6 protein-coding genes are annotated in these 14,797 nt (G+C 61.9%); 1 reads left to right on the top strand and 5 read right to left on the bottom strand.

Annotation, left to right across the window (positions count from 1 at the left end; all coding sequences use genetic code 11):
* The first annotated feature begins 100 nt into the window (after positions 1 to 100).
* Positions 101 to 3,766, top strand: a complete 3,666-nt coding sequence (locus H5V45_RS11415; protein WP_221633988.1) for an ATP-dependent DNA helicase — start codon at positions 101 to 103, stop codon at positions 3,764 to 3,766.
* A gap of 122 nt (positions 3,767 to 3,888) precedes the next feature.
* On the opposite strand, the gene H5V45_RS11420 is transcribed toward H5V45_RS11415, so the two are convergent.
* Genes H5V45_RS11420 through H5V45_RS11440 form a run of 5 tightly spaced genes read right to left on the bottom strand, consistent with a single transcriptional unit; the run spans position 3,889 to position 14,795 of the window.
* Positions 3,889 to 6,948: a type III restriction-modification system endonuclease gene (locus tag H5V45_RS11420; protein WP_185253032.1), complete on the bottom strand. Its 3,060-nt coding sequence runs from the start codon at positions 6,946 to 6,948 to the stop codon at positions 3,889 to 3,891.
* 7 nt (positions 6,949 to 6,955) lie between these two features.
* Positions 6,956 to 8,911, bottom strand: coding sequence for a site-specific DNA-methyltransferase (locus H5V45_RS11425; protein ID WP_185253033.1), 1,956 nt, complete (start codon positions 8,909 to 8,911; stop codon positions 6,956 to 6,958).
* Between the two features lies 1 nt (position 8,912).
* Positions 8,913 to 10,859: a site-specific DNA-methyltransferase gene (locus tag H5V45_RS11430; protein ID WP_185253034.1), complete on the bottom strand. Its 1,947-nt coding sequence runs from the start codon at positions 10,857 to 10,859 to the stop codon at positions 8,913 to 8,915.
* Positions 10,860 to 10,887: 28 nt separating this feature from the next.
* The gene (locus H5V45_RS11435) at positions 10,888 to 11,544 is read right to left on the bottom strand and encodes a DUF4391 domain-containing protein (protein WP_185253035.1); all 657 of its coding nucleotides are present in this window, start codon (positions 11,542 to 11,544) and stop codon (positions 10,888 to 10,890) included.
* On the bottom strand, positions 11,541 to 14,795 hold the full coding sequence (locus tag H5V45_RS11440; RefSeq protein WP_185253036.1) for a helicase-related protein: 3,255 nt from the start codon (positions 14,793 to 14,795) through the stop codon (positions 11,541 to 11,543). The genes H5V45_RS11435 and H5V45_RS11440 overlap by 4 nt, the downstream gene beginning before the upstream one ends.
* Positions 14,796 to 14,797 lie beyond the last annotated feature (2 nt).

Genomic DNA, 14,797 nt, shown 5'->3' on the forward strand with positions numbered 1-14,797 from the left:
GCCGTGGCGCGACCGACCCTGGGACGGGGCCGTCTGCGACGACCCGTTGGGCAACTCGTCCTGCACGCTCCTGGCGAACGTCGGGCCTAAGAGGGATGACATGTACGAAGTCGCACATGCGGGTGTGGACTTCGCCGACCTGGACGCGTCCCGGCTCCCATGCCTCAGCGAACGGGCCACGTTCATGTCGCCGGTGGGCTACTCGGTCACAAAAACCCACCCGTACGCTTGGAATAAGGCGCTCGCCGGGCTTCAACCCACCGAGGTGATCATGCCGCCGTTCGCATTCGAGGCAGTCCCCTTCCGGTGGCTCAACCGGGCATCGTTCTACGAGGAGGTGGGATCTGCCCGCGTCCCCGAGTTCGATCCGGCGGCAGAGGACGCTGCGACCCAAGCTATGGGATGGGACGACGCCGACTGGATTATGAACGGCCATAACCAGCGCGCGGTCATCCGGGAGTTCTTTGCCCCCGTGAAGCCGGGCGACTCGCTGGTCTTCATGTATCTGAAGCACTCACCGTTGCAAGAGGAACGGACCGACCGTCTCATCGTGGGAGCCGCACGCGTGAGCGGCGTGACGCTGCCGCCGTCGTGGAACGGCGACGGCGAGCAAGCGTTTCCTTCGTCGATGTGGGAGACCGCGGTCGAACACAGCCTCCGGCCGACCATGGAGGATGGGGTGCTGCTTCCCTATCAGGCGTTAGTGCCCTTGTTGGACGGCGGCGTGGATGTCTCCCCGGCACTTGCGTGGGCACCCGAAGGCCGCTTCAACGAGTTCAGCTACGTCACCGAGCACCTGAGTGATGATGCCGCAATTGAGGCTTTGGCGAGCCTGGCCGCCGCAGTCGCAGGCATGAGGGATCTCGGCGTCGACGTGCCGGACATTGCACGCGAGTGGGTCACCCAGCAGAGTGACCGCCTGTGGCAGTTGCGCGGACCGGCACCGGGGCTTGCGTCCGTGCTTGCGCACCTCGGTGTGGAGCAGAGCCACCTGACCGCCCGCGCTGTCCTCGCTGCCGCCCCGGCTGATCCTTGGTCCGCCATCGACGCTGGCATGGCCGAACACTCCGCGTTTCCTGACACCGTGCGCCCGTTCATCTCCAAGGCGAACGCCAAGATCTGGTCGAAAATTGGGGCTGTGGCGCAGAACTGCCTCAGGATCCTCTCTGGCTTAGACATTTCGGCCGCGCAGGTTGACGTTCTCATGAACGGCCAGACCGACGTTCCGCTCACGCACGAGGAGCTCTCGGACAACCCCTACTTCGCCTCGATCTGCACTTACGGACAGGCGGAACACGTCCCTTTCACCACGGTAGACCGCGCCTGCTTTCCCGCCGGTCATGTCGAATGGGTCGCGCCCTTCCCCCCGTCGGCGATGATGGACAGCAACCTCGACCGGCGGCGGATCGAAGCTCTGATCACTGAGGTGGTCGAGTGGGCCGGTCACCAAGGCGACACGCTCCTTCCGGAGGCCGAGGCGCTCGACCGAGCAAATCAGATGGTGCTATCCCGGCATCCCGAGCTGACCGCTACTAAGTTGCTGGGCGTCGACCTCGACCACGACACGCTGGCCGACTGGGAGGACTGGTCCCCGCTGGTCGCCCGCGAGCTGGCGGACGGCCAGCCGGCATTCAAGTTGCGTCGGTTCGAGGACATCACCACATCAATCCGTGACTTCGTCGGGTCCCAGCTTCAGCGCGCACGCCTCGGACACATAAAGGGCGCCCGGCAGTTGCTCGACGAGGCGCTGGAGAGCAACGAGCTGGTGGACACCGGCGCGCCGCTCGACAATCTCGAGGAACGAGCACGTACCGAGAAGGCTGAGGGTCTGTCCGCGCTGCACGATGCGCCGCTCTCCGTCCTCATTGGTCCTGCTGGAACAGGCAAGACGACACTGCTCAAAGCCTTAGTTGGTCTGACAGGCGTTTCGGACGGCGGGGTGCTCTTGCTAGCGCCCACCGGCAAGGCGCGGGTCCAGTTGGAGATGAAGGTCAAGCTTCCCGCAAGGACGCTCGCGAGCTACCTGTCCCCCTCACATCGATACGACGGAGAGTCCGGGCGCTACCTCGTCCAAGGAGACCATCAGCGCACGTCGTATGGGCTTGTCGTCATCGACGAGGCATCGATGATGACCGAGGAAATGCTCGCGGCAACGCTAGACGCGTTCTCATCCGTCCGTCGCTTGGTCCTGGTGGGTGATCCACGCCAGCTCCCGCCGATCGGCCCGGGGCGTCCATTCGTCGATCTGGTCAACAAGCTTAAGCCTGAGCAGTTTGACACCGCCGTACACGTTGCCAACTGCTACGTCGAACTCCAGGTGCCGCGACGGCAGCTGCCCGACGGCACCCTTGGGACTCGAAAGGACCTTGAGCTGGCGAGCTGGTTCGGCCACGCGACTCGGGGTGCGGGCGACGACAGCATCTGGAGCGAACTCGCCGACAAGCCAGACCTGGGCACCGTGCGGTACGAGCCCTGGGGTGACCGGAGCGTCGTCCAAGCACTGACCCAGACGCTGGGCGAGGAGCTAGACCTCACCAGCCACGACAAAGAGGCGTGGGCGTTCGCCATGACCTATGGCGGGGTGTTCAACGACCCCTACCTCAACTGGAATCGCGGCGCCGGGGAGCATGCTGAGGACTGGCAGATCCTGTCGCCGACGAGATCTCGAGCCTTCGGGACCGTCGAGCTGAACCGGCACATTAAGCGCACCTACCGGACCGATGACACCATGTTGGCGACTAAGAATCTCAGGTCGAACACCCCCTGGCCCATCGGTCCCGAGCTCATCGTGCGAGGCGACAAGGTCATGCACACGATCAACAAGCGAATGAAGGCTTGGCCCAAGGATGCCGGTGGACTGGACTACGTTGCAAACGGCGAGATTGGTGTGGCCATCGGCTTCCTGACTCCACGTCACAAACGGCCCAAGAATGCCCTCAAGCTCGATGTCGAGTTCTCGTCCCAGCCTGGCGTTCAGTACGGCTATTGGCCAACTTCCGGCGACTCCAACGTCCTGCTCGAGCTCGCCTGGGCCGTCACCGTGCACAAGTCGCAAGGCTCCGAGTTCGGCACCACCTTCCTGATACTTCCCTCCAGGACGAACGTTACGCGCGAACTGATGTACACGGCGTTGACCCGACAGAAGGATCGGGTGATCATCTTGCACGACGGAGTCCTCTCCGATCTACGCGAGCTTGCCAGCCCATGGCGATCCGATACCGCGCGCCGCTTGACCGACCTTTTCGTGGCACCAGAGCCGGTGACACTGGAGCACCGCGCCCAGGCACGACGGTTCGACCGGCAGCTATTGCACGTGTCGACGACCGGAGTTCCGATGGCGTCGAAGAATGAGGTCATCATCGCGGGGATCCTCGAGCAACTCGTGCCGGGCAAGTGGGAGTACGAACGCGCTCTGCAGGGCAAGGATGGGCGCGAGGTGCTGCCCGACTTCACAATCACCCTGAACGACGGACGCACGGTGTTCTGGGAACACGCGGGCATGCTCGACGTACCCGACTACGCCAGCAAGTGGGAACTGAAGAAGAAGTGGTACGCCGACAACGGAATCCTTCCTGACAGCGCCGGCGGTGGACCATCAGGCGTGCTCATGTGGACCGACGATCTTGGCGGCGCGAATGCACAGTCATGGCTCGATCACGCAGCCTCGGTCTTTGCAGTGGAGCCAGCGACGGTGGGCTCAACGGGAGTCCCCACTCACAAACGACCCGCCGTGAAGAAGAGCGCGCCAAAGCAGACGAAGAACTAGACAGCTTCAGTCCCGGTGGCGGAAGTATCCCCCTGCTGAGGTCCATCGAGCGCGTCGTCTCCCCGTGCCGGTGGAAGGGTGCAGAGAGTGTTTTTCAGACTGACGATCGGCGAGCCGGATTCTTATCCGGCCACAAGCTGCATCAAGGTGGTGTAGTCGGTGACGACGTCGTACTTCACGTGTTCACCGGCTGTGTTGAGTTGGGCAAAGAACTTGCGCGCACAGTCGATCTTGGCTTCCTCCACGCCCTTGAGTTGAAGGGTCGACATTGAGCCCTTGGTCTCAGCGACGAAGTACACGTGCTTGACGGTGCCATCCGTGAAGGCGATTGCCCAGTCGGGGTTGTAGTCGCCAACGGGCGTGGGGATGAAGAATCCGCGCGGGAGCTTCGCGTAGACGGCCACCTCGGAGCTAGTGTCGAGCTCCGCTACGAAGTCACGCTCGACCTTTGAGTCGGTTACGACGTAGTCGTACACGCTCTTCGTGAGCTTCTGGCCGGCCTTGGCGAAGTCCTGCGCGGTCTGATTCTGGGTGAAGATCGCCGCGTCGAATCGGTCGTCGAGGGTGTCGTAGCTTAGGTGCTCGACGATGATGGTTGCCTTCTGCTCGTTGATGAGACGCGCTGCTTCGGTGATGAACTGCTCGGGATTGAGGCGGAATTTGGCGAAGACGTCAGCCCGGATCTGGGTCAGGATCGCTGCTGCCGTCTTCCTGGTGAGCTGAGTCTTCTCTGTGATCTCGCCGAGGAGGTCGTACTTCACCTGGCTTCCTGCTGTGACTGTCTCGGTCTGGGTCGTCGTGCGCGACACCGTGAAGCCGCCGCCCGAGCTCAGGTCCTCGACCTCCATCTGCTCTCGCTGCTGACCGGACTGAACGACGTACTGCATCGCAGCGACGTTGAGGTGCTTGTCGATGGCGCGGATGCACTTGGTGATCAACTCGGTCGAGTCGAACTCGACTTGATAGACCGCCTTGTGGTTGATCCTGCCCCAGAGGGCTTGGAACTCCTTCCTGTGGAAGTTCTCCTCATTGAGTGGGATGCGCTTTGGCTTCCTGTCGTTGGTGATCGCCGGGACATCGATGTAGAGCATGTCCACCAGTGGCCAAACGAAGTCAATGACCGACTTGAGCACCTCGGAGGTCGGCTCCGGCAGCGTGCCAGCTTCGCGGGCCGTCTTGTAGGCATCCGAGATGGTGTCGTCCTCATTGAGGTAGTCGTTCTTGACCAGGTACTTGTACAGCGCCTCAGCAACCGGCGACTCGACAACCACTTCGCCAGACTCCGTCTTGATGGTCTTCCCGACGAAGAACTTGACGCTGGCCTCGCGCGGGCGGGCCGCGAGCGACTCCGCGATCTCCTTCTGGAGGCCGGTCACAAAGTCGGTGTATGACTCGTCGGTTACGACCGTCAACTCGTTGATCTCGTGGACCGTGACGGGATTGTCCATCCGCTCTCCATGCTGGTCGACCGACAGTCGGAGGCCCCGTCCGATCTCCTGTCGACGAGAGATCGTGTTGTCGCTCTTCTTCAGCATTCCCATGATGAAGACGTTGGGGTTGTCCCAACCTTCACGCAGGGCCGAGTGCGAGAACAGGAAGCGCACGGGCTCCGTGAAGGACAGCAGGCGCTCCTTGTCCTTCAGGATCAGGTCGTATGCGTCTGCATCGGTCGACTGTCCGGCGTCGTCCCCTCGGGCGGCGACCTTGGGGTCAACCAGACGCGCGGTCTTCTTGTCGATAGAGAAGTACCCCTGATGCACCTTCCGGACCGGATCGCGGTTCAGGTAGTCGCGGTAGGCGGATGTCGCTTCGTCGAGTTCCAGTTCGCTCATGACGTCTTCGACGATGAGGGAGTATTCCTCCTCGAAGACTCTGGCGTAGTCGCCGAGAGTGTCCTCACGGTCGTAGTCGCGGTACTTTGCGACCTCGTCGATGAAGAAGAGCGACAGAACCTTCACGCCTTGGGTGAAGAGCTGGCGCTCCTTGTCGATGTGAGCGCGGATCACCTCGCGGATCTGGATCCGCCGCTTGGTCTCCTCGGTCACGTCACGATCGGCGAGCTGTCCGGCAACGACGACATCTCCGTTGCTGAGGGTGAGCGTGTCGTCCACCGCACTGATGTCGGTGACAAATAGATCCTTGTAGGCCTCCATCTCATTGGACAGGTCGTGGAGACGACTGCCGCGCTGGAGACGCTTGATCTGGCGCTTGATCACGCCGCCTGCAGTGGCCACTTCCATCTCCACGCGGGCCGTGGGGAGTTGCCCCTTCTTGACCTCAATGGCGTCCAGGTAGAGGTACGCAGAGAGCCCGTTGAGGCCCCTAACGGTGATGCCGCGAACGGCGATCTTCTTGACGAGCTTCTGGTTGTACGCATCCAGCGCGTCCAGCCGATGCACCTTGGTGTGCTCGACCTTGTGGGTAGCGGAGTACCGCAGAACGGCCAGCGCGTTGAACCGGGACAGGGCCTCGAGGGACTTCGCAGCGCCGATCTTCTGCGGCTCGTCAATGATGACGATGGGCCGATTGGCGCTGATCACGTCGATGGGCCGACGTGACTGGAAGTCGTCGAGGACGTCGTAGATGCGACGGTTGTCCTTCCCGGTGGCATTGAAGGCTTGGATGTTGATGATCATGACCTGCACGCCTGCATCGGAGCTGAAGCGCTCGATCTCATGCAGTTGGGAAGAGTTGTAGATGAACGAGCGAGGCTTGCGGCCGTAGATCTCCTGGAAGTGCTCTGCCGTGATGTCGAAGGTCTTCTTGACGCCTTCGCGGATCGCTACAGAGGGCACGACGATGATGAACTTCGACCATCCGTACCGCTTGTTCAGCTCCATGATCGTCTTGATGTAGACGTAGGTCTTCCCGGTGCCGGTTTCCATCTCGATGTCGAGGTTGGGCGAGCCAGGCGCAGCCTTGCTGTCAGCGACCTTCGTGGAGAGTGGCAGGTTCCGCGACTGCTGAACGTGATGGAGGTTGGTGAGCAGTTGGGCGGGGGTCAATAGGATCTCTGCGTTGCGGAGCCCTGCGTCGGCGGACGCGTCATCAAGGCGCGCCAAGCGGCGTCCTGGATCGATCCGGTACGAGACGCCATCTACCTTCGGCTGACCGGCAAAGACGTTCACGACTGCGTCGACGGCGTCCGTCTGGTACTGCTGAACCTTGAACTGAAGCTTCATGAGTGGGTCACACCGTCGCGATCGTCGTGTTGGGGCTCAGCTGCTTGAGCAGCTGTTCGGCGTTGATCCGCGCGGCGTCAGTCTCGAACGCAGCGTCTCGAAAGAGCGCATGAAGCGGTTGGGGGCCCGCGATCGACCTCAACATTTCCTGGCTCACCTTCCGCGCGAAGCAGGCGATCACGGCCCCGTCAGCGACGTCGAAGATCACGGTGCCGTCAACATTGAGCTCGACAACAGGGGAGGCGGGATCGATCCCAAGGTCCAAGAGGGCGTCGAACAGCAGGTCTTCGTCGGTGCGGTCTGGCTTCACGGTCGCCTGAAGCTCCAGGAGGGATTCCTGGCTCACTTCGTCCGGAGTCCTCCGAACGTCGGCGCGCGTGCTGCTGTCTAAGCGGAGCGCCCGGAAGCCGATGTCGCCAGTGAAGCCGTTTGCCCTAAGAGCCGACCCTGCGCGCCGCACACGTTCGCGGCCGATCGCCGCGATGGTGCTGAACCCTTCGGCAGCCGCGGGGGTGCCGGCACCACACGGCTCATCAAGCTGAATCATGATGAAACGCCGCTGGCCGCCGTCCGTGACGTTCTGCTGGAGCACAGCTTCGGCCGTGGCACACGAGCCTGCAAAGAAGTCCAGCACCAGATCATCCGGCCCCGTGGCGACCGAGACCAGGGTCTCAAGCAGCCCGACCGGCTTGGGTGTGTCGAACAGGCGACCCATGCCGAGAGCTTCGAGGTCAGCCTGTCCCGTCATCGTCGATGGCCCGATGACGATGTCCTTCATGGTCATCCCGTCGACGTCCCGGATCTTGGTCCGGATCCGAAGCTTTCCGTTCGTGGTGTCGAACTCAAGATCTTCGTGGTCGGCGAGGATCTTCGCCCGGCTCCAGCGCCAGGCATGCCAATTCAATCCCGGGCGTGAGTTGGGGTGGGGCATCGCGGTGATGAAGCCCGGGTACGTCGTCTCGTCATGAAGGTCGCTGACGCGGACCTCGCCGCTGTCCGGGTTGTAGTGGATGCGGAACACCATCGTCGGAGCAGTGCGCTCGTTGAACTTCGAGTTCGTGTTGTAGAGCTCGTTCTTCGTGACGTATGGCCCCTTCGCATCCTCCTTGAGCGCATACGCGGCACCCTTGTAGACGTCGGGCATGAGCTTGCGGAACGTCGCCCCGGAGCCCCGAAACTGATTGACCGCCTGGGCGTCCTTGGCGAAGCACAAGATGTATTCGTGAGTGCCAGCTGGGCCACCGTCAGAGATCTGTCGCCCCTTCAAGTTGCTCACCCAGGTGATGGTTGCTACGAAGTTGTTAGGCCCGTACAGCTCGCTCAGGAGCATCTTGAGTTGAGCGACCTCGTTGCCGTCGATGCTGACGAAGCCGACCCCGTCCTCGGTGAGCAGCGAGCGCGCCACCTTCAAACGCGCATACATCATGCTGAGCCACGCCGAGTGGAAGCGACCGCCAGTCTCGGACGTCGCAACGAGGCGCGCGCCCGCTTCGTCGACCTGACCGGACTGCTTCAGGTAGTCGTCCCGCGAATCTGCGAAGTCGTCCGCATACAGGAAGTCGTTGCCGGTGTTGTAGGGCGGGTCGATGTAGATCATCTTCACCTGCCCAAGGAGCGGCTCCTGCAGCAACTTGAGCGTGTCCAGGTTGTCGCCCTCGATGAAGAGGTTCCTCGTGGTGTCGAAGTCGACGGACTCAGTTCGGATCGGTCGGAGGGAGCGCGCAGTGGGAGAGTTCGAGAGGAGAAGAGCCTCCCTCTTCCCAGGCCAGTCCAGCCGATAGCGCTCTTGAGGTCCCTCAACCAGTTGGCCACTGAACTCCTGGCGAAGGACATCCCAGTCGACGGCACGCGTGGCCGTACCGTCGGCTGACCGAACTTCCGTGACAGCGTGAGGGAAGCGCTCTACCAGATAGCCGAGGTTGTCGGAGAGAGCGTCGAACGAGGTGAGGTTGAGCCTGGACAAGTCAGATCACCTTGACGTCGGTGGCAGGGGACAGTTCGCGGAAGATCTGCTCGGCGTTGATCCGTGCGGCATCAGAGGAGAAACCCGAGTCGCGGAACACGGCGCGCAGCGGTTCCCGTTGGGCGAGTGCGCGAACCAGGTCAGGTGAGATCTCACCTTCGAAGCAGGCGACCAGTGCGCCGTCATCGACGACGAACACCTCGTGACCTTCCAGATGCCGCACTGCAACCGGCATCGATGGGTCGAGGCCCCAGCTGAGGAAGACCTCGAACAAGATGTCTTCGCCGGTGCGGTCCGGCTTCAGACTGTTCTGGAGTTCCATTAGCGAATCTTGAGGGATCGCATCCGGTGTGCGTTCGACCGCAGCGAGGTTGGTGGTGTCCAGCCGCAGGGATCGGAACCCGACGTCGAGATCGCCACCCAGCACCCCAGCCGCCTCCTTCGCTTGCGCACCGGCGCGGCGCAGACGCTCTCGGGCGACGCTGGCGATGGTGTCGTATTCGGGGTTCTGCAACGCCTCGTCAAGCTGCACAAGGATGTACCGCCGGTGCCCGCCGTCCGCCGCGTTGAGGTCCATGACGGCCTGCCCAGTTGATCCAGAGCCAGCGAAGAAGTCCAGGACGACGGCATCCTTCGCACCATTGGTGACGAGACGGATCCACCGGGCGAGGACGCGAGTGTCCTTGGGGTACCCAAAGATGTCGCTACCAAGAACTGTCGCCAATGACTTGCCCGCGGACGTGCGCTTCAACTCAAATACAGACGTAGGTACCTGTCCCTCGCCTGAGTCAAGGTACGTCTTCCTGTTGATGTACTCATTGTGATCCTTGCCCCACATGATCAGCCCGGCGTCAATGTCGGCCTGCATGCGCTCCGGCTGCGAATAGATCCATCCCCGGCTCGGAACTTTCACGGGCAGCTTGGTCACCGGGTGCAAAACGTCGTACCGAGGCCCTCCTCCACCGGGCCAGGAAATGTCGCGTTTGCGGAACACCCGGCCATCGGGCTCGAACTCGTAGAACCGATTGTTCTGCTTCGCGGGATCGCCGTCCGGAAGGCTGGCGATCCACTCCTTCATGAGCGTTGTGGCCTCGGCTTGATCACCACCCGCCTCGGTCCAGACTCTGCGCGCGGCTTCTGCAATCGCGGCGTCAGCTGGACGATCTTCACGCCAACGGACGTTGAGCGCTGACAGTGTCGCTTCGTTCTTCGCATAGATCAGCATGTAATCCGCGCCGTTAGAGACGTAGCGCGAGTCATTCTTGCGACCGCCTTGCCACACGACGTCCGAGATGAAGTTCTCGGCTCCGAAGATCTGGTCGAGGAGCAGGCGGAGGGTCGCGTGCTCGCGGTCGCCGATCGCGGCGATGATGACGCCGTCATCGGCCAACAAGGCACGCGCCAGCTTCAGGCGGGGGTACATCATGCTGAGCCAGTCGGAGTGGAAGCGACCGTTCGCCTCGGTGTTGGCGACGAGGCGGTCGCCTGCAGCCGACTTCTGGCCCGAACGGGCGAGGTAGTCGGCGCTCGACTCAGCGAAGTCATCGTTATAGACGAAGTCATTCCCGGTGTTGTACGGCGGGTCGATATAGATCACATTGACCTTGCCGAGATACGACTCCTGAAGGAGCTTGAGCGCGTCGAGGTTGTCGCCTTCGATGAACAGGTTCTTTGTGGCATCGAAGTCGACGGACTCGCCGCGCATCGGGCGCAAGGTCTTGGCGATGGGAGCGTTCGCTGTGAAGGCCGCTGCACGCTTCCCCGGCCAGTCGAGCCGGTAGCGCTCCTGAGGCCCTTCGACGACGTGGTCCGAGAGCTCCTGCCGAAGCAGGTCGAAGTCGATCGCGGAGAACGGGCTACCTTCCGCGTCCAGGGTCTCTGTGACGACCGATGGGAACAGCTCGGCGAGCCTCTCGATATTGGCCTGCGTCAGGTCCGGGGACGTCATTCGTAGCTTCTGCACTGCTGCCCTGTCTCTACTTCAGCTCTTCGAGTGTTGCTTGCTTGGCCTTGAGCTCGCGTCGGAGCTCGATCTTGCGGTTGAGCTGCGGCTCGGTGCGCAGCCGCCGTGTCAACGTCCCGATCTCACGCTCCAGCTGCGTGACGCGGGCCATTCTTTCGATGGCCTCCGACAGTCCCTCGCCGGGGCGTCCGGTTACCGCCAAGAGAGACGTCAGGATCGCTTCGTAGAGGCCCGGGAGGTTGAGCGCTGGTGGGAGGTCCCGACGCCCCACGCCATTCGATTGCCAGTTGCTGCGGAAGTACGAGCTGAGCCTCGGCCCCCGCACACCGAGCTCCTTGCGGGCTGCCACCACCTGGATCTCTCCGGTTGGACGGGTCAGCTCGAAGATGATGGGAGAAGGGATCGCCATGTCGATTGCCTTCAGAACACCGTCAGTCAGGTCCGCGCCCTTGAGATCAACCTCGAAGACCTGAAACTCGTCGAACGGTTCGACGGGAGCAAGGCGCACGGACTCCACACCGATCTTGTAGGCCCATCGGATGCGTTGAACGTCGTCCACGAATTGCTGCTTGAGCTTCGCGCTCACTCCCGCCTCGGCGTAAAGGCGCTCCTTCGGGACGCTGCGGTCTACGCGTCCATGGTCCGGCCATCTGTACAGCGTAGCCGTCATACATCCGCACCTTCGGCTGGAACGATGGCGATGAAGGCAACCAGCTCGAAATCGTCCAGTCCGGCGAATGTCTGCGTAAGTGCGGTCGTCTTGCCACCGGAGAAGAGGCTGTCGATGTCCCGTTCTTCGGTGACATCGAGCAGGGACCGAATCGCGCGCGTGAGCAGTTCGGAGTAGGCCGACATGTCGGTTCCGTCGCGCGTGGCTTCGTTGAAGACGTGGTACGCGGCGGGCACCGGCTCCGAGACACCGTGGCATGCGCCCCGCAAGAGATCGAGCAGGTGCTTGACCTCGGTGTGGTCTGTGATGACCCGACCATCATCGTCGAGGTAGACCAAGTAATAGGGGTGGAGTCGGTTGTGGCGATTAATGTCTACCGACTCGTCGACGTTGCGTAGGGCGAAGATGGCTCCTGGCTTAAGCCCCCTCGCGGGGTCAGCCACCACTGCCGCGTGAAGGCCTTTGGGAGCCGACCCGAGATCGCCGTACTCCTTGACGAAGGCAAGGAGGTCCATGCGGAAATCGTTGAGTCCCAGGTCCGTGATGGACACCCCTGTGCGAACGTCTTCGAGTTCGATGACCTCGTCTTGGAGCTTGCGGAGTTGCTCACGCCGAAAGGCTGTGTCGCTGCTCTCCTGGGTCAGGACGTTGTCATCTGCAGTGGCTGCGAGGTCGGCGATCACCATGCGGTTCTCGACGCGCTCCTTGAGGTTGATGTACTCGTCGAGGGAGATGTCGGGCCAGAAGTTGACCAGCTGGATTGTGGCGTTGGTGGAGCCGATGCGGTCGATGCGACCGAAGCGCTGGATGATCCGCACTGGGTTCCAGTGGATGTCGTAGTTGATCAGGTAGTCGCAGTCCTGGAGGTTCTGGCCTTCGGAGATGCAGTCAGTGCCGACCAACACGTCGATCTCACGGGTCTCTTTCGGCATCACCAGCGCTTTGTCCTTAGATCGCGGCGAGAAGAGCGTCAGGATCTCCTGGAAGTCGAAGCCCTTCCCGAGCGAGGTGCCGTTGGACGTGCCCGTTACGACACCCAGCTCAAGGCCTGCCTGTGTCAGGGCAGGTGCGAGTTCGCGGTAGAGATAGTTGGCCGTGTCCGCGAACGCCGAGAAGATGAGGACCTTTCGGTTTCCTTCGTTGAGGGGCTGCCTGACCTTCGCCTCGACCTGACTGCTGAGGCGCTGAAGCTTCGCGTCGTGTGCAGGACTGATCCGCTCCATCTCGTCGATGAGCTCCTGCAAGGTTTCACGGTCGTTCCAGAGGTCGCGGCGCCACGAGACCGTGTCCATGTCGGCGAGTTCGACTTGAAACTTTCGACCCACGCTGCCGGACTCAGGGACCTCGAAGTCGTCGTCCTCTGCTCCGATGTCTGCGAACGCCGTAGCGAGGTCCTCGAGGGCCTTGTCATGGTTATCGAGCGCTGTCAGGGCGGCGTCAACGGCACGGTGAACCTTCTTGAGCGTGATCCGGAAGGCTTCCACTGAGCTTTCCAAGCGCTTGAGCAGGTTGACTGTCATGAGCTTTTGGATGCCCCGCTCGCGGCCCGCGTGGTCGAGGTTGCCGCGCGCCGTTCCGCCGCTGACGTTATAGAGGTCGACGTACTTCTGAAGCTTGCTCGGGAAGACGTACGACAGGGGAGCGTAGACCGCGAGAGTGAGCACCTGAAGCTGTTCGAAGATCTCGTTGAAGCTCGGAGCGTTCGGGACATCGGTCAACGGCTCACGGAGCGAGAGCGGGGGCAGGCGCCTCGGGAAGACGCCGATCTCCGAGGTGTCATAGAACGCCTGTATGTGCTTGCGAGACCGGGCGATGGTGACCGCGTCCAGTAGCTCGAAGAAGTCGAAGTCGAGCATCGCGAGGATGGAGTTGCTCGTTCGCTCCTCGGCGGGCAGGCCGGACCACTTGGTGAACGCCAGCTGCGCCTGACGAAAGACCTGCTCCACGCTGGTGGAGATGTCGAGCTTTCCCGAGAGGTTCTCTGACTCGCCTTCATAGGCAAGCGCGAGCTGGTTCTTCAGGTCGAGGAATCGGTTGTTCACCGGCGTCGCGGAGAGCATCAGCACCTTGGTCTTGACGCCCTGCTGGATGACCTGTCGCATGAGGCGCTGGTAGCGCGACTCCCTCTCCTGCGCATAGTCCGCGTTGCGGAAGTTGTGCGACTCGTCGATCACCACGAGGTCGTAGTTGCCCCAGTTGAGCCGATCGAGCCGGATCTGTCCGGCGTATCCGGTAGTCCTACCCAGGTCCGTATGTGCGAGGACGTCGTAGTTCATCCGGTCCTTGGCAAGGACATTGGTCGTCAGGTTGGTGTTGTACGTCGTCCAGTTGTCCTCAAGCTTCTTCGGGGCGAGGACCAGTACCGACTTGTTCCGCAGCTCGTAGTACTTGATGACGGCTAGCGCGGTGAACGTCTTACCGAGCCCGACGCTGTCGGCGAGGATGCAGCCGTTGAAGGTCTCTAGCTTGTTGATGATCCCCGTCGCTGCGTCCTTCTGGAAGTTGTAGAGGCGATTCCAGATTTCGGTGTCCTTGTACCCCGTCAGGTCATTCGGCAGGACGTCTTCAGTGACTTCGTCGAGGAACTCGGCGAAGAGGTTGTAGAGCACGAGGAAGTAAATGCGCTCCGGGCTGTTCTCGGCATAAACCGATGCGATGTGCTCACGGACCAGCTCGGTGACGTCCTGGACCTGCTGTGGGCTGTTCCAGATGGCGTCGAAGGTCTGAAGATACGCGGCAGTCAGCGGTGCCTCGTCGATCTTGTTGACGAGGTTCGAAACGGCATCACCCCGCTCATAGCCCAAGTCGGAGCTGGTGAAACCCTGCAGCGGCATATACGCGGCCCGGTCGTCGACCACCGCGAACTGCTGCATCGGCGCTCCAGTGGTGTTCGACTTGAACGTGACCTTCGCTTTGATCCACTCAGCGCACTCGCGTGCGATGGCACGCTGGGTCAGCTTGTTGCGCAACCTGATCTCAAACTCGGACCCGTAGAGGCTCGACTCCCGCTTGGCCTGCGGAATGTAGAACTCCCGACGCTCCTTCCTGAGCTTGTCGGTCGCCTGGCCTGCCACGAAGGTCGGCGCGGTGAAGATGAACTCCAGTGCCCCGACGTGCTCCAGTTCCTTGCGCAGTGCCTCGAACGCATAGATCGAGAAGGCTGACGCCGCGATACGCACCTTCGAGTCGCGTCCGAGCGTGGCCTTCAGGTCGTCACCCAGTAGGCGATTGACGTTGTCGATGATCTCCATTG

The organism is Nocardioides luti, from assembly GCF_014212315.1.
Taxonomy (GTDB): Bacteria; Actinomycetota; Actinomycetes; order Propionibacteriales; family Nocardioidaceae; genus Nocardioides; species Nocardioides luti.